18 protein-coding genes are annotated in these 18,713 nt (G+C 61.8%); 15 read left to right on the forward strand and 3 right to left on the reverse strand.

Going from position 1 to position 18,713, the window contains the following annotated elements:
- Positions 1-252: 252 nt before the first annotated feature.
- The 15 genes from BM059_RS12060 to BM059_RS12130 all read left to right on the forward strand — a co-directional run bounded on the left by BM059_RS12060 (position 253) and on the right by BM059_RS12130 (position 16,004).
- Complete coding sequence (locus BM059_RS12060) at positions 253-1,221, forward strand: PstS family phosphate ABC transporter substrate-binding protein (RefSeq protein ID WP_037001622.1); 969 nt, start codon at positions 253-255, stop codon at positions 1,219-1,221.
- Positions 1,222-1,405: 184 nt separating this feature from the next.
- Positions 1,406-3,691, forward strand: coding sequence for an ABC transporter permease subunit (locus BM059_RS12065; RefSeq protein ID WP_074938885.1), 2,286 nt, complete (start codon positions 1,406-1,408; stop codon positions 3,689-3,691).
- Positions 3,692-3,892: 201 nt separating this feature from the next.
- Complete coding sequence (pstA, locus tag BM059_RS12070; protein ID WP_074938887.1) at positions 3,893-5,563, forward strand: phosphate ABC transporter permease PstA; 1,671 nt, start codon at positions 3,893-3,895, stop codon at positions 5,561-5,563.
- A 66-nt stretch (positions 5,564-5,629) separates the two neighbouring features.
- On the forward strand, positions 5,630-6,463 hold the full coding sequence (gene pstB / locus BM059_RS12075) for a phosphate ABC transporter ATP-binding protein PstB (protein WP_074938889.1): 834 nt from the start codon (positions 5,630-5,632) through the stop codon (positions 6,461-6,463).
- Between the two features lie 177 nt (positions 6,464-6,640).
- Positions 6,641-7,369: a phosphate signaling complex protein PhoU gene (gene phoU, locus BM059_RS12080; protein ID WP_037001617.1), complete on the forward strand. Its 729-nt coding sequence runs from the start codon at positions 6,641-6,643 to the stop codon at positions 7,367-7,369.
- A 135-nt stretch (positions 7,370-7,504) separates the two neighbouring features.
- Positions 7,505-8,413 carry a response regulator gene (locus tag BM059_RS12085; RefSeq protein ID WP_074938890.1) on the forward strand — a complete coding sequence of 303 codons (909 nt, stop codon included), beginning with the start codon at positions 7,505-7,507 and terminating at the stop codon, positions 8,411-8,413.
- A gap of 159 nt (positions 8,414-8,572) precedes the next feature.
- A complete protein-coding gene (locus BM059_RS12090) occupies positions 8,573-9,469 on the forward strand; it encodes a peptidoglycan DD-metalloendopeptidase family protein (protein WP_074938892.1) in 897 nt (298 codons plus the stop codon).
- Between the two features lie 404 nt (positions 9,470-9,873).
- On the forward strand, positions 9,874-11,169 hold the full coding sequence (fliD, locus tag BM059_RS12095; protein ID WP_037001610.1) for a flagellar filament capping protein FliD: 1,296 nt from the start codon (positions 9,874-9,876) through the stop codon (positions 11,167-11,169).
- Positions 11,169-11,567 carry a flagellar export chaperone FliS gene (gene fliS, locus BM059_RS12100; protein ID WP_037001608.1) on the forward strand — a complete coding sequence of 133 codons (399 nt, stop codon included), beginning with the start codon at positions 11,169-11,171 and terminating at the stop codon, positions 11,565-11,567. Before fliD ends, fliS begins: the two co-directional genes overlap by 1 nt.
- The gene (locus BM059_RS12105) at positions 11,551-11,868 is read left to right on the forward strand and encodes a hypothetical protein (RefSeq protein WP_037001605.1); all 318 of its coding nucleotides are present in this window, start codon (positions 11,551-11,553) and stop codon (positions 11,866-11,868) included. The genes fliS and BM059_RS12105 overlap by 17 nt, the downstream gene beginning before the upstream one ends.
- A 3-nt stretch (positions 11,869-11,871) precedes the next feature.
- On the forward strand, positions 11,872-12,942 hold the full coding sequence (locus BM059_RS12110) for a flagellar hook-length control protein FliK (RefSeq protein ID WP_074938894.1): 1,071 nt from the start codon (positions 11,872-11,874) through the stop codon (positions 12,940-12,942).
- 28 nt (positions 12,943-12,970) lie between these two features.
- A complete protein-coding gene (locus BM059_RS12115; protein WP_037001600.1) occupies positions 12,971-13,441 on the forward strand; it encodes a flagellar basal body-associated FliL family protein in 471 nt (156 codons plus the stop codon).
- A gap of 16 nt (positions 13,442-13,457) precedes the next feature.
- Positions 13,458-14,192: a FliA/WhiG family RNA polymerase sigma factor gene (locus tag BM059_RS12120; protein WP_074938896.1), complete on the forward strand. Its 735-nt coding sequence runs from the start codon at positions 13,458-13,460 to the stop codon at positions 14,190-14,192.
- Position 14,193: 1 nt separating this feature from the next.
- A complete protein-coding gene (motA, locus tag BM059_RS12125) occupies positions 14,194-15,066 on the forward strand; it encodes a flagellar motor stator protein MotA (protein ID WP_074938898.1) in 873 nt (290 codons plus the stop codon).
- Positions 15,063-16,004, forward strand: a complete 942-nt coding sequence (locus BM059_RS12130; RefSeq protein ID WP_074938900.1) for a flagellar motor protein MotB — start codon at positions 15,063-15,065, stop codon at positions 16,002-16,004. The genes motA and BM059_RS12130 overlap by 4 nt, the downstream gene beginning before the upstream one ends.
- Positions 16,005-16,022: 18 nt before the next feature.
- Here the strand turns inward: BM059_RS12130 and BM059_RS12135 are convergent, their stop codons facing one another.
- From BM059_RS12135 to lafA, 3 genes are all read right to left on the reverse strand, one after another.
- Entirely contained in the window at positions 16,023-16,490 is a 468-nt protein-coding gene (locus tag BM059_RS12135; RefSeq protein WP_074938902.1) for a hypothetical protein, read from the reverse strand.
- Positions 16,487-17,323, reverse strand: coding sequence for a winged helix-turn-helix domain-containing protein (locus tag BM059_RS12140; protein ID WP_074938904.1), 837 nt, complete (start codon positions 17,321-17,323; stop codon positions 16,487-16,489). Before BM059_RS12140 ends, BM059_RS12135 begins: the two co-directional genes overlap by 4 nt.
- Positions 17,324-17,663: 340 nt before the next feature.
- A complete protein-coding gene (lafA, locus tag BM059_RS12145) occupies positions 17,664-18,563 on the reverse strand; it encodes a lateral flagellin LafA (protein WP_037004255.1) in 900 nt (299 codons plus the stop codon).
- Between the last annotated feature and the right edge of the window lie 150 nt (positions 18,564-18,713).

Consider the following 18,713-nt stretch of genomic DNA (forward strand, 5'->3'; position numbering starts at 1 on the left):
ACTCGCCCGTAAGGGGCGAAACCTAAACGTTCAGACGACGCGCTAACGGATAGTGCCAGCACCGAAAGCACACACTTATTGCCAGTCCGGTATCACTCACACTTCCCCCAGACCATCCGAAGCGCTTTCTCTCTGCCACCTCCGAAAGTCGCCAGCATTCATTTAACTGTCACATTCGTTTCATAGAGTGTTCACGTGGCCTGCAGATACTTGGGCCCGTTCCATCCAACACTATCCTGCTAGGAGCAAGGCATGAAACTGAAGCGTTTGATGGCGGCCCTGACTTTCGCCGCCGCTGGCGTAAGCGCCGTATCTGCTGTAGCCGCCGTCGACCCGGCTCTGCCAGCCTATGAAAAGACTTCCGGTGTATCGGGCAACCTGTCCAGCGTCGGTTCCGACTCGCTGGCCAACCTGATGACCCTGTGGGCAGAAGAGTTCAAGAAGAACTACCCCAACGTCAACATCCAGATCCAGGCCGCCGGTTCCTCCACCGCGCCACCCGCGCTGACCGAAGGCACCGCCAACATGGGCCCGATGAGCCGTCCGATGAAGGACAGTGAAATCCAGGCCTTCGAAGAAAAGTATGGCTACAAGCCGACCGCCGTTCCGGTAGCCATCGACGCCCTGGCCGTGTTCGTGCACAAGGACAACCCGGTCAAGTCGCTGACCATGCATCAGGTCGATGCGATCTTCTCCAGCACGCGTCTGTGCGGTGAAGACAAGGACCTGAAAACCTGGGGCGACGTCGGTCTGACTGGCGAGTGGGCGAACAAGCCGATTCAACTGTTCGGTCGTAACTCGGTATCCGGCACCTACGGCTACTTCAAGGAAGAAGCCCTGTGCAAAGGCGACTTCAAGGCCAACGTCAACGAGCAGCCGGGTTCGGCTTCCGTGGTCCAGTCGATCTCCAGCACCCTGAACGCCATCGGCTACTCGGGCATCGGTTACAAGACCTCCAGCGTTCGCGCTGTGCCGCTGGTAGACAAGAACGGCCAGGTCGAAGAAGCCAACGAAACCAACGCCCTGTCCGGCAAGTACCCGCTGGCTCGCTTCTTCTACGTCTACCTGAACAAGGCGCCGAACCAGCCGCTGAGCCCGCTGGACGCCGAGTTCGTCAAGCTGGTGCTGTCCAAGCAAGGTCAGGAAGTGGTGGTGAAGGATGGCTACATCCCGCTGCCGTCCAAAGTGGTCGAGAAGACCATGAAGGAGCTGGGCCTGTAATTTCAGTGCCTGACGATGTCGGCCGACTGATGTTCATCTGATGGCCGACGCAGCCCACCGCTCCTGTGAGTGGTGGGCTTCGTCGTGTCAGGCGACTGTAACCTTTCTGTCATACAAGCTCGCTAGATTGACAAGCCTGGACAGCCCTATGCGCTGCACTTGAGCCCGCGCAGAGATTTCTCGCATGAATGACTTGGCAAACGAATCCGTGAATCGCTCGCAGAACCCCCTGGGGATCGACTTCAACACCCCCGCCCTGCAACGCAAGCGTCGCCTGCGTGCACTGAAGGACCGCATGGCGCGTTGGTACGTCTCCATCGGTGGTCTGGCGGTGCTCGGTGCCATCACCCTGATCTTCTTCTACCTGGCCCACGTCGTGTTGCCGATGTTCCAAGGCGCCGAGCTCGATGCGCGCAAGGTGCAGCAACCAGCCTGGCTGGCCGAGGCGCAAGCGCCGCTGTTGCTGGCTGTCGAAGAGCAGAATCAGGTGGCCATGCGTCTGGATACTGCCGGTGCCGTGCAGTTCTTCGAACTGAAGAGCGGTGAAGCGCTGCAACGCCTGCAGTTGGCGCTGCCAGAAGGCGTCAGCGTCGCCTCCGTCGCCCAGGACCAGCCGGGTACGCGCCGTGTGGTACTGGGTCTGTCCAATGGCCAGGCGCTGGTGATCCAGCACAACTACAAGATCACCTACCCGGATAACGTGCGCACCATCGCACCGCAGATCGAATACCCCTATGGCGAGACGCCAATCGAGGTCGACCCGCAGGGCCGCCCGCTCGAGCACGTCGCCCTGAACATCAATGGCGGCACGCTGATGCTGGCCGGTTCAACCGGTAACGAGCTGCACCTGATCAGCCTCGGTCGCGAGGAAAATCTGTTCACCGGTGAGGTGAGCGTCAGCGAAGAGCGCATCGCCCTGCCGCAGATCGGCGAGCCGATCAGTCAACTGATCCTCGACCCGCGGCAGATGTGGCTGTACGTGTTCAATGGCGACTCCAGCGCGGATGTCTTCGACCTGCGCAAGCGTAGCCTCAACGGTCGCTATGAACTGCTCAAGGACGCCTCCAACCGCGTCACCAGCGCCACCAGCCTGCTCGGCGGCATCTCGATCATGATCGGTGATGCCAAGGGCGGCATCCAGCAGTGGTTCATGGTGCGTGACAAGGACGGCAAGTCCACCTTCCAGTCGATCCGCAGCTTCCAGCTGGGCGACAGCGCGATCACCCAGATTCTGCCCGAGGAGCGCCGCAAGGGCTTCATGGCGCTGGATGCCGACGGTCGTCTGGGTATCTTCCACAGCACCGCACACCGCACCCTGCTCAAGCAGCAGGTCGCCGAAGGTAGCGCCATCGCTGCTCTGTCGCCGCGTGCCAGCCGTGTGCTGGTGGAGTCGGACGGCAAGCTACAACGCTTCGTGGTCGACAACCCGCACCCGGAGATTTCCTGGAGCTCGCTGTGGGGCAAGGTCTGGTACGAAAGCTATCCAGAACCTGACTACGTTTGGCAGTCGACCTCTGCCAACACCGACTTCGAAGCCAAGCTGAGCCTCTCGCCGTTGGCCTTCGGTACCCTCAAGGCCGCGTTCTACGCGATGCTGCTGGCCGCTCCGCTGGCCGTGGCCGCGGCGATCTACACCGCCTACTTCATGGCGCCGCGCATGCGCACCAAGGTCAAGCCAGTGATCGAGCTGATGGAGGCGCTGCCGACGGTGATCCTTGGTTTCTTCGCCGGTCTGTTCCTCGCACCGTTCCTGGAGAACCACTTACCCGGCATCTTCAGCCTGTTGCTGCTGACGCCGGTGGGCATTCTGTTGTTCGGTTTCCTCTGGACCAAGTTGCCTGAGACCGTCCGCCACCGCGTTCCCGAGGGCTGGGAGGCGGCGCTGCTGATTCCGGTGGTGATCGCCGTGGGCTGGTTCTCCATCGCCATCAGCGGCCATCTGGAAAACTGGCTGTTCGGCGGCAACATGCGCCTGTGGCTGTCCAACGACCTGGGTATTCCCTTCGACCAGCGCAACGCTCTGGTGGTCGGTCTGGCGATGGGTTTCGCGGTGATCCCGAACATCTACTCGATCGCCGAAGACGCCGTATTCAGCGTACCCAAGAGCCTGACCTTCGGCTCGCTGGCGCTCGGTGCCACGCCCTGGCAGACCTTGACTCGCGTGGTGATCCTCACCGCCAGCCCGGGCATCTTCTCGGCGCTGATGATCGGTATGGGCCGAGCTGTCGGCGAGACCATGATCGTGCTGATGGCCACCGGCAACACGCCGATCATGGACGTGAACATCTTCGAAGGCATGCGCACCCTGGCGGCTAACGTCGCGGTCGAAATGCCCGAGTCCGAGGTCGGCGGTACTCACTACCGCGTGCTGTTTCTGGCCGCGCTGGTGCTGTTGATGTTCACCTTCGTGATGAACACCCTGGCCGAGCTGATTCGCCAGCGTCTGCGCACCAAGTATTCGAGCCTGTAAAACATGCCTGCGCAGCAGGCCAACTGATGACCCTCTCCCACTTGTGGGAGAGGGTGCCCCGAAGGGGCGGGAGAGGGCGTTTCGGTCGCGTGCCGTAGCCCTCTCCCCCGACCCCTCTCCCGCAAGCGGGAGAGGGGAGATAAAGCAGCCCTTCTCCCAGGAGAAGGGCGCAATGCAAGATTTCATTCAAGGTGTGATGCCGTGAAACAGAACAACCTGAAATCCTGGTACAAGAGCGGCGCTCCGGGCGTGTGGATGAGCGGGGGCGCAGTGGCCATCGCCATCATCATGACCCTCGGCCTGCTGGCGGTGATCGCCTCCCGCGGTCTTGGCCACTTCTGGCCGGCGGATATCCTCGAGGCCGACTATCAGGTGCCCGGTCAGGAGGCACGGGTACTGCTGGGTGAAGTGGTGCAGGTGGAGGAGGTGCCGCGTGCACGTCTCGCTGCCGCCGGCATGCCGGTCGCCGCCGAGGGTGGCGAGTTCATGACCCGCGAGCTGTTCAAGGTGGGTAACCGCGATCTGTTCGGTGCTGACTTCACCTGGGTGGTTGGCGAATGGCTGAGCAATCCGCGCAAGCCGGCTGGCATCACCGTGCTGGAGCGCCGCGAGTGGGGCAATTTCTACGGCAACCTGGTCAACGTCAAGGAAGGCGGCCAGGTGGTCGCCGAGGGTGATGCGGCCTGGGCGGCATTGCAGGAGCGCCTGGATCGTGTCGACGACCTGCATGCGCAGCTGGTGCGCCTGGAGAAGCGTGACATCGGCCGCATCAACCATGGCCTCGAACGTATCCGCCTGGAGGGCCGCAAGCTGCAGCTGCAGGACAAGCTGGATGCTGCCGCACAGGCCGACATGGATGCCCGCCGCGATGCGTGGAATGCCGAGTACAAGGTGCTCGAAGAGCGCATGGTGGCGCTGACCCAGCAGATCAACCGTGACAGTGTGACCCTGAGCGCCAGCGATGGCCGTCTGACCGAGATCGCCCTGGGCAAGATTGTTCGTGCCTTCCGCCCGAACGCCATGAGCACCGTCGACAAGCTCGGCTTCTATGCCATGAAGCTATGGGAATTCGTCAGCGACGAGCCGCGTGAGGCCAACACCGAAGGCGGGATCTTCCCGGCCATCTTCGGTACCGTGCTGATGGTCATGCTGATGGCGGTGATCGTCACCCCGTTCGGCGTGATCGCTGCGGTGTACCTGCGTGAATACGCGCACCAAGGCGCACTGACCCGGGTGATCCGCATTGCGGTGAACAACCTGGCCGGCGTACCGTCGATCGTCTACGGCGTATTCGGTCTGGGCTTTTTCGTCTATGTACTGGGTGGTTCGATCGACCAGTTGTTCTTCCCCGAGTCTGCGCCGGCACCGACCTTCGGCACGCCGGGCCTGATGTGGGCCTCGCTGACGCTGGCGATCCTCACCCTGCCGGTGGTGATCGTCGCCACCGAGGAAGGTCTGGCGCGCATCCCGCGAGCGGTGCGCGAGGGTTCGCTGGCGCTCGGTGCGACCAAGGCCGAGACGCTGTGGAAGGTGGTCATTCCGATGGCCAGCCCGGCGATGATGACCGGCCTGATTCTCGCCGTGGCGCGTGCCGCCGGTGAGGTGGCGCCGCTGATGCTGGTGGGTGTGGTCAAGCTGGCACCGACCCTGCCGCTCAACGGCAACTACCCTTACCTGCACCTGGATCAGAAGATCATGCACCTGGGCTTCCACATCTACGACGTCGGCTTCCAGAGCCCCAACGTCGAGGCCGCTCGCCCGCTGGTTTACGCCACGGCGCTGCTGCTGGTGATCGTCATCGCCCTGCTCAACCTGACCGCGGTCTATATCCGTAACCACCTGCGCGAGAAGTACAAGGCGCTGGATCACTAACGCAGCTACGAGTCGCGCACCGCCGGTGCGCAGCTTGCAGCTTGTAGCTACGAACGGAGTGAGTTTATGCAACACGAAACCCATACCCACGGTATCGATCTGGCCGCACTCGGCCGTGACAAGCAGAGCCTGAGCCTGGCCAACGAGACCACGGCCATCGAAGTGCCGGGTCTCAACCTCTACTACGGCCAGAAGCAGGCGCTGTTCGAGGTCAAGATGGATATCCCCAAGCAGCGCGTGACCGCCTTCATCGGCCCGTCCGGCTGCGGCAAGTCGACCCTGCTGCGTACCTTCAACCGCATGAACGATCTGGTCGACGGTTGCCGCGTGGAAGGTGAGATCAACATCGACGGACGCAACATCTACCGCAAGGGCGAGGATGTCGCCGAGTTGCGCCGCCGCGTCGGCATGGTGTTCCAGAAGCCCAACCCGTTCCCCAAGAGCATCTACGAGAACGTGGTGTATGGCCTGCGTATCCAGGGCATCAACAGCAAGCGTGTGCTCGATGAGGCGGTGGAGTGGGCGCTGAAGAGCGCGGCGCTGTGGGACGAGGTCAAGGACCGTCTGCACGATTCGGCGCTGGGCCTGTCCGGTGGTCAGCAGCAACGTCTGGTGATCGCCCGTACCGTGGCGGTGCAGCCCGAAGTGCTGCTGCTCGACGAACCCTGCTCGGCACTCGACCCGATCTCCACGCTGAAGGTCGAAGAGCTGATCTACGAGCTCAAGAGCAAGTACACCATCGTCATCGTGACCCACAACATGCAGCAGGCGGCGCGCGTTTCCGATTACACCGCGTTCATGTACATGGGCAAACTGATCGAGTTCGGCGATACCGACACGCTGTTCACCAACCCGGCCAAGAAGCAGACAGAAGACTACATCACCGGTCGCTATGGCTAAGGCCATGGCAAACACTCCCAGGCTTTGTCGGGCGCGCTTGCCGTACTACTCGTACTGTCAGCGCGCGCCCTTCGCGCCAGAGAGCATTTTCCAAGGGCCTTAGTGCTGAAACTCAACGTGTAGGGTGCGCCGTGCGCACCATGGTCACCCAAGCTGGCAGCTTTCGCGGAGCGAAACATGATCAACAAAGATAACCTTACCCAGCACATCTCCCAGCAGTTCAACGCCGAACTGGAAGAAGTGCGCAGCCATCTGCTGGCCATGGGCGGCCTGGTGGAAAAGCAGGTCAACGACGCCGTTACCGCGCTGATCGAGGCCGACTCCGGCCTGGCCCAGCAAGTGCGTGAGATCGATGACCAGATCAACCAGATGGAGCGCAACATCGACGAGGAATGCGTGCGCATCCTCGCCCGTCGCCAGCCAGCGGCCTCTGATCTGCGCCTGATCATCAGCATCTCCAAGTCGGTGATCGACCTCGAGCGCATTGGTGACGAATCGACCAAGATCGCCAAGCGCGCCATCCTTCTCAGCGAAGAAGGTGAAGCCCCGCGCGGCTACGTGGAGATCCGTCACATCGGTGATCAGGTGCGCAAGATGGTGCAGGATGCGCTCGACGCTTTCGCCCGTTTCGATGCCGACCTGGCTCTGGCCGTGGCCCAGCACGACAAGACCGTCGACCGCGAGTACAAGACGGCGCTGCGCGAGCTGGTCACCTACATGATGGAAGACCCGCGCTCCATCACCCGCGTGCTCAACGTGATCTGGGTGCTGCGCTCGCTGGAGCGCATCGGCGATCATGCGCGCAACATCGCCGAACTGGTGATCTACCTGGTGCGTGGCACCGATGTGCGTCACATCGGCCTGACCCGTATGCGCGAAGAGGTCGAGGGCAAGTCCAGGGGGTGATGCCCGCTATACGCTGACGGCCCGGGACTTCCCGGGCCGTTGCGTTTGCGCGATTTGTTGCGTGCCCGACGTTTTCCGTTGGCCTTAGGCCACTGGCCATGACTATGCTTACTGCCATTCGTACAGGAGTGGCCGATGAGCAAAGTCAGTGTGCTGGTGGTGGACGACGCGACCTTTATCCGTGATCTGGTCAAGAAAGGGCTGCGCGATCACTTCCCCGGCGTACAGATCGAGGAGGCGATCAATGGCCGCAAGGCGCAGCAGATGCTCAGCCGCCAAGTGGTCGACCTGATCCTTTGCGACTGGGAAATGCCGGAGATGTCGGGCCTCGAACTGCTGACCTGGTGCCGCGAGCAGGACAACCTGAAAACCACACCCTTCATCATGGTCACCAGCCGCGGCGACAAGGAAAACGTGGTGCAGGCGATCCAGGCCGGGGTCTCCGATTACATCGGCAAGCCGTTCTCCAACGAGCAGTTGGTGACCAAGGTGAAGAAAGCCCTGAGCCGCGCCGGCAAACTGCAAGCCCTGGCTGCCAGCGCACCACCGAAGATGCTCAGCACCGGCAGTTTCGCCAACGACTCGCTGGCCGCCCTCACCGGTGGCAAGGCTGAGGTGGTCAAACCCAGCGCCGCGATGCCCGTACCTGCAGCTCAAGCTGCGCCGAGCGCAGCACCGGCAGCCGCGGCCCCGAGCAAATCACCGGCTGGCCGTGGCCAGGGTCAGCTGCGCTTACCGAGTGGCAGCATGGCCTGTGTGATCAAGGCGCTGAGCCTCAAGGAGGCATTGCTGGTGGTCAAGCGTACCGAGCAACTGCCCCAGGTTCTGGAAAGTGCGGTGCTCGACCTGGAGCAGGGCGAGGCGGCGGAAACCGCGCGGCTCAACGGCTATCTGCACGCGGTGGCGGCGTTCGAACCCAAGCCCGATAGCGAGTGGCTGCAACTGACGTTCCGCTTCGTTGATCGCGACCCGCAGAAGCTCGACTACCTGTCGCGCCTGATCGCCCGCGGCACCGCACAGAAGCATTTCAGCCCCGGTGCCTGATGACGGGTTACCCCGCCCTGCGAATGCTGGAAACCTGATGTCTGCCGACCGGCGGCGGTGAGCCGGTTCACAGCCTGACGGCCGGTAGCTCGCATGTGCCGTGCCGCGCTGCTAGTCTTCCTAGCCCGGATATCAAAAAGCCATAAGATCCGAGTCGTTATGCTAGGGCGTCTGATTTTTCTCTGCAGCCTGCTGGTTCTCAGTAGCCAAGCCGCTGCGCTGACCATCTACAAATACGTCGACAAGAACGGCGTGGTGACCTATAGCGACCAGGCAGCGCCTGGCGCCCAGGTGTTCGTGTTCAACGACCGCATGGTCGAGCGCCTGGACAACCAGGTGAAGCTGGAAACCAAGAAGCACGAAGCCGGCGAAACCCTGCTGGTGCGCAACGACCTCTATGCCCCGGTAGAAATCGAGCTGAAGCTGGAACAGGTGCAGAACGCCATCGGTGCGCCGGGAAAACCGCTTCGCTGGGTACTGCCGCCGCGCAGCAATATCCGCCTGGCCACCCTCACCGCCCAGGACGCCTCCAAGCCACTGCGCTACAAGCCCAGGTTGCGTTATGCCTTGGGCGACCCGCGCTTGCAGCCGAGCATCCATCGCTATCCGCTGCCCTGGCGCGGCGGCCCGTTCCGCCAGACCCAGGGCGCCAACGGCACCTACAGTCACTTCACCGCCAAGGGCCGCTACGCGGTAGACATCGCCATGCCCGAAGGCACGCCCATCGTCGCCGCGCGCGCCGGTGTGGTGGTGAAAACCGAGAACCAGCAGAGCGGGCGCGGCAACAACCCGGCCGGCAATTTCGTGCGCATCCTGCATGATGACGGCACCATGGGCGTCTACCTGCACCTGATGAAAGGCTCGGTGAGCGTGCGTGAAGGTCAGCGGGTGGACACCGGCAGCCTGCTGGCGCGCTCCGGCAATACCGGCAACAGCACCGGCCCCCACCTGCACTTCGTGGTCCAGCGCAACGTCGGCCTAGCGGTCGAGTCCATTCCCTTCAACTTCCGCCAGCCAGTCAACAGCCTGCCCAACTTCGCCGTCGGTGGTGAATAGTCTGTTCCCAGCGCCCGCCTGAACAGCTCACCCGGAACCTGTCGCAGGTTCACCCTTCGTTCGCATTTTCGCCGTAGCTCGGCGCCATCGGTGCGCAGCGACCCGCAACGCAATCGGTAGGGTGCGCCGTGCGCATCGCGAACGCGTGCCGCTGTCGCGGGTAGGTAGCGGTCGACGGCACTCTCCTCACTTCTCCCTTAAGTCAGACCTTCTGCATGTCGCCTGTGTAAGGCGTGCGTCCGCCCGCTGTGTGTCGCAGGCGGAAGCCATTCTTCCGCCCGCCTTCCGCAGCATCGTGAGCGGAAAGGATCTTTCACCTGGCGGTTTGCTGTAAGCCCTTTGAATCAAGGGTTTCAGCTGTTGGCACCGCTATTGCTATCTCTCAGGAAAACGGGTGTCCGACTATGGCTATCGATTCAGATTACGTTCAAAGCATGGCGACCCAGCTGGCCCAGTATGAAGTTCAGGGCCAGTTGGCCAAGGCCAATCGCAACGAGGCGGCATACAAGGCGCAGCTAGGCGCTCTGACGACGCTGGACACCGCATTGAAGACCTTCAAGACGGCTGCCAGTGGTCTCAAGCTGGCTGGCAGCAGCATGTTGGTCAACAGTGCGAGCTTCAGTCAGGAAGGCTATGCCAGCGCCACAGTAGGCACCAAGGCAGTGGCTGGCAGTTACGACTTCTTCGTTCAGCAGCTGGCCAGCAAGAGCCAGGTGGCCTTGCAAAGCCTGCAGGACGGCAATCTGGGCAGCGGTAGCCTGACCATCGGCCAGGGCGGCGACTCGTTCAATATCGACCTCGGCTCCGTCGCCACCCTCGACGAACTGGCCGCGGCCATCAATGGCGCCGATGGCAATAGCGGCGTCAAGGCGACGCTGGTGCGCAGCAATGGCCAGGTCAACCTGGTGCTGACCAGTGAGAAGACCGGTGCCGACCAGGCCATCAGCCTGAGCGCTGCGGGCAACGGCGCATTCGAGGGCGCGGTCGCCGCGCGTCAGGAGCTCTCGGTCGCCAAGGATGCCATCGTGCGCCTGGGCGGCGAGGCGGGTATCGAGCTGACCAGCACCAGCAACACCTTCGATAACGTCATCGACGGCGTCAGCCTGACCTTCAACAAGACACACAAGAGCGGTGACGCACCGCTGACCATGGAGGTCGGCCAGGACCAGAAAGCCACCAAGGAGAAGGCGCAAACCTTCGTCAGCGCTTTCAATGCGTTGATGACCAGCTTCGACACGCTCACCGCCAGTGGCGGCGAAAGTGGTACCCGTGGGGTCCTGGCCGGTGATGCCAGCATTCGGGCTATCGAGGGCATGCTCAACCAGCTGGTGCGCACCTCGTTTGGGGGCGTGAGCCTGACCGAGTTCGGCATTGCCGCCGACCGCAATGGCAAGCTGACCATCGACAACGCTCGCTTCGAAAAGGCGGTGGCTGCCAATCCGGAAGGCTTCGAGAAACTGTTCACCGATAAGGGCAATCTGCTCGACACCCTGGACAAGAACCTGGCGGTCTACACCAGCAGCGCCGGTGGTTTGCTGACCAATCGCAAGGACACCCTCAATAGCCAACTGCGTCGTGTCGATCAACAGTTCGACACCATCCAGAAGCAGTACGACTCCTACTACAGCCGCTATCTCCGCCAGTACACCGGTCTCATGCAGACCATGGCGGCGATGGAGCAGACTTACGGAATGTTCTGATGAGTGCCTACAACCTCAACGAAAGTTACGACAGTTATCGCACCGTGGATCTTGAGGCGCGTGCCGCTGCGGCCTCTCCCTACGAGCTGGTGCTCGTGCTGTTCGATGGTCTGCTTGACGAGCTGGCGCGTGCCCGCGGTCATATTGAGGCCAAGCGTTACCAACAGAAGGGCCAGTCCCTGGAGAAGTGCCTGAACATCCTGGGCGGCCTCAACGGTGCACTCGATTACGAGAGCGGTGGTGAACTGGTGCAGGGCTTGGCACGACTCTATGACTACTGCATTTATCGCCTCTCCGACGTCAGTGTAAGCCTGTCGCTGGAGGGGCTCGACGAAGTTGTCGGCCTGCTCGGTGTGCTGCGCGAGGGCTGGGAAGGCGTGAATGCAACGCGTAAGTGAACTGCGTGCGCTGCAGCAGTTGCACGGCCAGTTGGCGGAAGCCCTGCAGCAGGGTGATTGGTCACGGATCGGCGAGATCGATTCGGTGATTCGTTCCTGCCTGCAACTGTTACTCGGGCTACCCAGCCTGAGCGACGAAGTGCGTGAGGCCAAGCGTCAGTTGCAGCAGTTGCATGGCCAGGCGTGTATCGCCTGCGCCGAGGAGTGCGAGCGAGTGCGTCGGTTACTGCTGACGCATCTGGAATACGCCGAAGGGCGCAGTGCCTACATGCGCGTCGATCTGTACCAGGATGGGAGATAAAAGGTGCTGCAACTGATCAATAGCAATGCTCAGATCAACCTGAACGACGCCACTGGGCAGAGCCTGCCAGCCGGCTTCACTCAGGCTCGGAGTGGCGCCGATGAGTCTCCTGCTTTTGATCTGCAGATGACTGTGCAGGCATTCACTGCCGCCGAGGTACAGGCACCACTGAATGAGGGTGCTGCTCCCGTGGCATTCACTCTCAGCGAGGCCGATGCCGAACAGTGGTTGGCCAGCGTGCTGAGCCAGCAGGCGGTCCGTATCGAGGCGCGTGAATCGCCAGAGCCCGTGCCGTATGAGCAGAGGGCGCCAGAGCAGGACGAGCCAACTGCAGCGTTGCCAATCGAGCCGCTGGTCCAGCCGCAGGTACAACCACGCGAGCAACCACCTGTTGAGCCTGCGCGTGTTGTGTCAGCCGTAAGCCATTCGGCACCGCTACCGACGGCTCAGGTCCTGAGCGCTTCGGTAGCACAAATGACCGGTGAGGTTGCGGTTCAGATGGCCTCGTCAGCCGCAGCGAGCGAAATGATCGATGTAATCGCTCTTGAGCGGCTGCCGAGTACGGCTGTTGACGGCGACAAGTCGGTTCCATTGACCGCCACCTCCAGCCAGGCGATGCCTGCGCCAGTGACAGCCGAGCGCCACCTCAAGCTGCACGCACCGCAGGCGCAGTGGGGCGAGCAGATGCTAGCCAGCCTGCGTGAGCATGTGGATCTGCAGATCAGTCAGCGCATCCAAAACGCGACCATTCGCCTCGACCCACCGGAGTTGGGCAGCCTGGAAATCTTCCTCAGTCATGAGTCCGGCCGCTTGAGCGTGCAGCTGTCGGCCGCCAATGCCGATGTCGTCCGCCTGCTGCAGCAGACCAGCGAGCGCCTGCGTCAGGAACTGGTGGGGCAGAACTTCGTGCAGGTCAACGTGCAGGTCTCTGCCGATGCACAAGGAGGCCGTCAACAGGGACAGCCACGTCAGGCCTGGCAGGGTGAAGAACCGGTGCAGGCAGCGAGGATTTCAGCAGCAGGCAGCGAGCGCGGCAACCTGGATTCGACCAGCGACGTGCTGGTCACCGTTTAACCCTTTGCAAGTAGATCGAGAACCAATCATGACAATGCCGCGCATCATCCTGTTGCTGCTGATCTTCAATACCCTGGTGGTGATCGGCGGTACCGTCTTCAACTACGCGACGCTGCGCTCTATGCAGTCCGGGCAGCCGCTGCTCGGCCTGTCTACGGCAAGTGCCGATGCCGAGGAGGCGACCAGCGAATACCGCTTCTTTCCCATCGAGAAGGTCATTGTCAGCCTGAAGGGGGAGAGCCGCGAGCATTATTTCGTGCTCGATCTGGTACTGCAGGCCGATCTCGAAACCGATCCGAAGAAGCTCGAGCAGATCGACCCGATGGTGCGCAATTCGGTGGTCGCCCACCTGTCTGCGATGACCTTCGAGAAGTTGCGTGCCATGCCCATTCCCGATTTGCAGAGCAGCCTGGAAAGCGCGCTGTTCGATGACTTCGCCAGCAAGAAGCTGGCGATGCCATTCGCCAACGTGCTGGTCAGCAAGCTGATCGTCCAGTAGAGAGCAGACCCTGCCCATGAACGCCACCTGCGCCATCGACTACCGCTACGCCGCTGAACAGGGTGGGGCTGCACTGTTCGCTCCCGGAGCCGAGCAAAAGTGGCTCTTGCAGTATCTGCCGCTGGTCAAACGCATCGTCAGCCAGCTGGCGCTGCAGGCTAACCAGGTGCTTGACCGCGAGGACATGGAGCAGATCGGCCTGATGGGGCTGCTCGAATGCCTGCGTCGCTATGGCACGCCGGACGAGCAGTTCGGCCGTTTCGCTGCGCTGCGTATCCGGGGCGCGATTCTCGATGAACTGCGCCGCCAGGACTGGCGCCCGCGCCAGGTGCGTCAGCAGACTCACCGGATTCGCGATGCCATCCGCCAATTGGCGCGGCAGCTAGGTCGCGTGCCACAGGAAGAGGAAATCCTCCAGGCCGCCGGGATCAGCGCCAAGGATTACCACGAATTCCTCCAGGCCGATGCCTGCGAGGCCATCGAGAGCCTCGACGAGCTGCTGCAGAACGGTCACGAGGGTTTCGCCTGTGGTGCCAGCGGCGTCGAGGATCGTGTGCTCAAGGAGCGCCTGCTAGTGCAGGCACTGAGTCAGCTCAGCGAGCGCGAGCGACTGGTGCTGACCCTTTACTACCAACATGAGCTGAGCCTCAAGGAAATCGCCCTGGTGCTGGAGCTGAGCGACGCGCGCGTCTGCCAGTTGAGCAAGCAGGCGATCGCCAAGGCCAGTCGCTACCTGAACGAGAGAGGCTAGGGTGCAGAAGTTATTAGGTGCATTGATCATCGTCGCCTGTGTGCTCGGTGGCTACGTCATGGCCCATGGCGAGCTGGCCATGCTCTGGCAGCCGGCCGAGGTGATCATCATCGTCGGTGCAGGCTTTGGCGCTCTGGTGGTGGCCAATCCCAAGGATGTGCTGCTGGAAATGCTGCATCAGATCAAAGGCGTGTTCGTCTACAAGAAACGTGGCGAGGAGTTTCAGCGCCAGTTGTTGATGCTGCTCTATGAGCTGTTGGAGATGGTCGATGTCGGCGGCCTCAAGGTGCTCGATGCGCATATCGAGGAGCCCGAGCAGAGTGAACTGTTCGCCAAGTACCCGCTGATCCGTCAGGAGAAGAACCTGATGGCCTTCATTGCCGACAACTTCCGGCTGATGGCCATGGGCAAGATCAGCGCCCACGAACTCGAAGGTTTCCTCGAGCAGGAACTGGAGGCCATGGAGCATGTGCTGATGCAGCCGTCGCGCTCGCTGCACAAGATCGGCGAAGCCATGCCGGGCTTTGGCATCCTGGCGGCGATCCTCGGCATCGTCATCACTATGGGCAACATCGGCGGCTCGGTGGCCGAAATCGGTGCCCACGTGGCTGCGGCGCTGGTGGGTACCTTCCTCGGCATCTTCATGTGCTATTGCGTGATGGAGCCGCTGTCGAGCGCCATGGGGCAGCGCATCAAGACCGAGATGTCGGCGCTCGAATGCGTGCGCACCACCCTGGTTGCGCATGTCGCCGGCAAGCCCACGCTGCTGGCGGTGGATGCCGGGCGCAAGCTGATCGAGCAGGACGTCAAGCCAGCCTTCAAGCAGCTGGAGATCTGGGTCAACCGTTACGAAGATGAAAGGGACGCTGCATGAAACAGCGCGGCGGCGAAGGCCACGAGATCATCATCAAGCGGCGTGGCAAGAAAGGTGGCCACGACGAGCATGGCGGTGCCTGGAAGGTGGCCTTCGCTGACTTCACCATGGCCATGATGGCGTTGTTCATGGTGCTGTGGATCATCCAGCCGCAGACCCAGGATGCCAGCCGCGCCAATGCCGATATGCTGAACAACCCGTTGGTCGATGGTGGCGCCGGCATCTTCGACGGTACCAGCACCACGCCGCTGGACCTCGATGGCGTGCCGGTGCAGGTCGCCCCGCGCCGCGACCCCGAGAATCGTGCACGCACGCCGCAGGAAGACCCCGGCGCGGCCCTGGGCGAGGGCCAGCCCGGCGAGCCGCGGCGCCCGCACTTTGCCGAGCCGCTGCAGATGCAGGAGCTGGCCAAGCTGATGGAAGAGCTGGCGCTGCAACTGGATGCCGAGGCCAATATCGAAGTCCAGGTGGTGCCGCAGGGGTTGCGCATCCTGATCAAGGACGACGCCCAGCGTTTCATGTTCAGCCGCGGTAGCGCGCGACTGGATCCGCATTTTGCCAGGCTGCTCGAACGTCTGGCCGCCATTCTGGCCAAGGTCGACAATCATCTGATCATCAGCGGCCATACTGATGCCACGCCTTATCGTGGCGTCGTCGGTGGCTACAACAACTGGAACCTGTCCGGCGACCGCGCATTGCGTGCACGTAACGTGATGGTCGAGGCCGGCCTGCCAGCCAGCACTGTGCTGCAGGTCACCGCTCAAGCGGATGGCATGCCCTTGTTGCCGAAGGATCCGGAGAACGGTGCCAACCGCCGTATCGAGCTGCTGTTGCTGACCAGTCAGGCCGAAGGCCTGTACCGCGAGTTGTTCGGTGAGGCCCAGGTGCGCGTGGAATACCGTGCCGAGGGTGCGCAGCTCAGCGCGCCGGAGTCCTGAGCTGTGTCCAGTTCCGCTCTAAAGATTGTGCGTCGGGCAGTAGATCTGCCGAGTCTCCAGCGCATAGAGGCAGCCATCGAGGCTGGTCAGGCGAATGGTCGAACCCTTATGTCGACCATAGAGCAGGTTGAACACCAGTTCGTCGTCGGTTTCGCTGGCCAGTCCGGTGACCTGGCCATCTTCGACGCGCAGCCGGTAGTTGCCGAGAAAACCGTACTCCACCACCCCCGACGTCTCCAGGATGCTGTCGCCTTGCCGGGTCATGGCATAGAAGCGACCGTGGTTGACTTGCAGGCTGTGGCTGATTTCCAGCACCTGACCATTACTCAGATGAACTTGGCCGGTGGACTGGTAACGACCATCGAGTTCGGCGCTGGAGATGAAGTTCAGCCATAGCACGAGCATGCTCAGCAGCATCGCCAGGGCCGTGGCGAGCATGGTCAGCAACCAGCCACCGCTGATACCGCACTGTTTGCCCTGGCTCATCGCAGGCACCTGCTCAGTTGGGTATCGGCCACCTGATTCAGCTGGCTTTCGTGCAGCATCAGCGAGCGTGCACCACCGTTGGCCTGCAGGCACAGCAGTTCATAGAAACCGCCGCGCAGGCTCAGAACCAGGTTGGCCGGTTTGCTGGCCAGTACCGTAAGCCGACTGGTTAGCCCGTGGGTTTGCAGGATCAGCTGTTGCAGCCTTTGTGGATCCTGATCGGTGTAGCGCACGTGCAGTGAGCCCAGATTCATTTCACTGCTATGCAGGTCTGCGGGTTGACTGATGCTGTACAGCGCAGTGAACAGTGCAATGCCTATGGTGCTGAACAGGCTCAGAAGGATCAGCCAGGATGTCCGCTGGCGACTGTGGCGGTGCAGAAAGGCAGGTTGTAGCGTCGGCGTATCGAGTGGTTCGCTGACGGCACCGATGTCGTCGATGCTTGGCGGATAGACCAGAAAATTGGGGTTGAGCAGATAGCCACGGCGCGGCAGGGTCTGAATGATCTCGCGATTTTTCTCGTCGCCTAGCACCTGGCGCAGGGTATAGATCTGCTGGTTCAGGCTGCCTTGACCGACGACCCGATCGGCCCAGGCATGGTTCATCAGTTCGTCACGCGACACCACTTCACCGGGCTCTTGCAGTAGGCGCTCGAGCAGGCGGCTGCCAGAGTAGCCCAGGTCGATTTTCTCCTCGATGCCGCTTTTGACCAGGGTCAGTTGATACAACGCTGGATAGAAATGTGCGTAGCAATCATTGCGTCCGGTCTTGATGATCAGGCAGGCAATATTGCTTCCCGGCTCGGCGAGCGGCGTATCGGAGCTGGAATTCATGCGGTCCTTAAGGCGAGCGGCGTTTCCGACTGGAAAAATCCGGGCGATGAGTGGTCGGCATTCTGGCGTCAGGAATATGCAGTGGCAAGTCTTGTGCCAGTCAATGGCCGCGTCCCGTAATGGTCTTGCTAGCCAGACGCAGCCGAATACTAGCCACTCTGCGGGTTAAGGCGACGCGATCAAGGATAATAGTGAAAGCTGCTCGATCATGCCGCAATTCGATTACGGTTGATCAATTTTGGTGATGAGGCAGGCAATGGTCCAGAGACCATGAAGAACGCCCCGCAGTGGCGGGGCGTAGAAGGGGGGGCGCAATCCATTGCGCCTGGATGACGCGGGATCAGCCCAGCAGGGACATGACCATGCCCGGCATCTGGCCGGCTTGTTTGAGCATGGAGATGCCGGACTGCATCAGCATGGAGTTCTTGCTCATGTTGGCACTTTCCTTGGCGAAGTCGGCATCCATGATGCGACCCTTGGCCATGTCGGTGTTGTCCTTCATGTTGTTCAGGTTGTTGGCGGTGTGGTTCAGGCGGTTGATGTTTGCACCAAACTGGGCACGCAGTTCGCCGATGCTGTCCAGCGCGTCGCTCAGGGTGTCGATCATGCCGTTGGCTGCGGTGCCGTCGGCGCCAGCGATCTCGGTGCCCGGAGTGGTGCTGTCCGGCGTAGCGTACTGAGCGGACAGGCCGTCCAGAGCGGTGGCCAGGTCACCCAGCGGGGTGGTGACGTCCAGGGTCAGGGTCTCGGCGGCGCTGGCGCCGATCTGGAAGTCCATGGCTGCGCCGAACTTGCCGGCGGTACCGTCGGTGGTGGTGCCGTCGCTGAACAGGTTCTCGCCAGCGTACTTGGTGTTCTTGACAATGTTGCCCAGTTCCTGACCCAGTTGGTCATACTCGGACTGCATCGCGTCGCGGTCTTTTTCGCTGGCAGTGGCGTTGGCCGCCTGGGTGGCCAGGTCTTTCATGCGCTGGACGATGTCGGTCATCTCGGTCAGCGCGCCTTCGGCGGTCTGCAGCAGGGAGACGGAGTCACCGGTGTTGCGGATGGCTACGTCCATACCGCGCGATTGAGCGTTCAGGCGGGTGGCGATCTGCAGGCCAGCAGCGTCGTCGGCGGCGGAGTTGATGCGCAGGCCGGTGCCCAGGCGCTGCTGGTTGGTGCCCAGAGCATTGTTGGTCTTGCCGAGGTTGGTCTGGGTGATCAGCGAGGAGTAGTTGGTATGAATCGACAGAGCCATGACGGTATTCCTTCAGTTGAGTGAAGCTGGCTGTGATTGCCTGCTGTAAGTGAAGGGCGACCGGCTTCCAGCGCTGATTAAATGGTGCTGAGGATTTTTTCGAGCGCGACTCGGGAGCCGCTCTGGCATGCGGCCTGAAATGAAAAACGG

Source organism: Ectopseudomonas composti (assembly GCF_900115475.1).
GTDB classification, from domain to species: domain Bacteria; phylum Pseudomonadota; class Gammaproteobacteria; order Pseudomonadales; family Pseudomonadaceae; genus Aquipseudomonas; species Aquipseudomonas composti.

What these genes read in the sequence shown, in the direction of transcription:
- BM059_RS12060 (WP_037001622.1), top strand. Translation starts at nt 253, where the DNA reads ATGAAACTGAAGCGTTTGATGGCGGCCCTGACTTTCGCCGCCGCTGGC.
- BM059_RS12065 (WP_074938885.1), top strand. Translation starts at nt 1,406, where the DNA reads ATGAATGACTTGGCAAACGAATCCGTGAATCGCTCGCAGAACCCCCTG.
- pstB (WP_074938889.1), top strand. Translation starts at nt 5,630, where the DNA reads ATGCAACACGAAACCCATACCCACGGTATCGATCTGGCCGCACTCGGC.
- phoU (WP_037001617.1), top strand. Translation starts at nt 6,641, where the DNA reads ATGATCAACAAAGATAACCTTACCCAGCACATCTCCCAGCAGTTCAAC.
- BM059_RS12085 (WP_074938890.1), top strand. Translation starts at nt 7,505, where the DNA reads ATGAGCAAAGTCAGTGTGCTGGTGGTGGACGACGCGACCTTTATCCGT.
- BM059_RS12090 (WP_074938892.1), top strand. Translation starts at nt 8,573, where the DNA reads ATGCTAGGGCGTCTGATTTTTCTCTGCAGCCTGCTGGTTCTCAGTAGC.
- fliD (WP_037001610.1), top strand. Translation starts at nt 9,874, where the DNA reads ATGGCTATCGATTCAGATTACGTTCAAAGCATGGCGACCCAGCTGGCC.
- fliS (WP_037001608.1), top strand. Translation starts at nt 11,169, where the DNA reads ATGAGTGCCTACAACCTCAACGAAAGTTACGACAGTTATCGCACCGTG.
- BM059_RS12105 (WP_037001605.1), top strand. Translation starts at nt 11,551, where the DNA reads ATGCAACGCGTAAGTGAACTGCGTGCGCTGCAGCAGTTGCACGGCCAG.
- BM059_RS12115 (WP_037001600.1), top strand. Translation starts at nt 12,971, where the DNA reads ATGACAATGCCGCGCATCATCCTGTTGCTGCTGATCTTCAATACCCTG.
- BM059_RS12120 (WP_074938896.1), top strand. Translation starts at nt 13,458, where the DNA reads ATGAACGCCACCTGCGCCATCGACTACCGCTACGCCGCTGAACAGGGT.
- BM059_RS12130 (WP_074938900.1), top strand. Translation starts at nt 15,063, where the DNA reads ATGAAACAGCGCGGCGGCGAAGGCCACGAGATCATCATCAAGCGGCGT.
- BM059_RS12135 (WP_074938902.1), bottom strand. Translation starts at nt 16,490, where the DNA reads ATGAGCCAGGGCAAACAGTGCGGTATCAGCGGTGGCTGGTTGCTGACC.
- BM059_RS12140 (WP_074938904.1), bottom strand. Translation starts at nt 17,323, where the DNA reads ATGAATTCCAGCTCCGATACGCCGCTCGCCGAGCCGGGAAGCAATATT.
- lafA (WP_037004255.1), bottom strand. Translation starts at nt 18,563, where the DNA reads ATGGCTCTGTCGATTCATACCAACTACTCCTCGCTGATCACCCAGACC.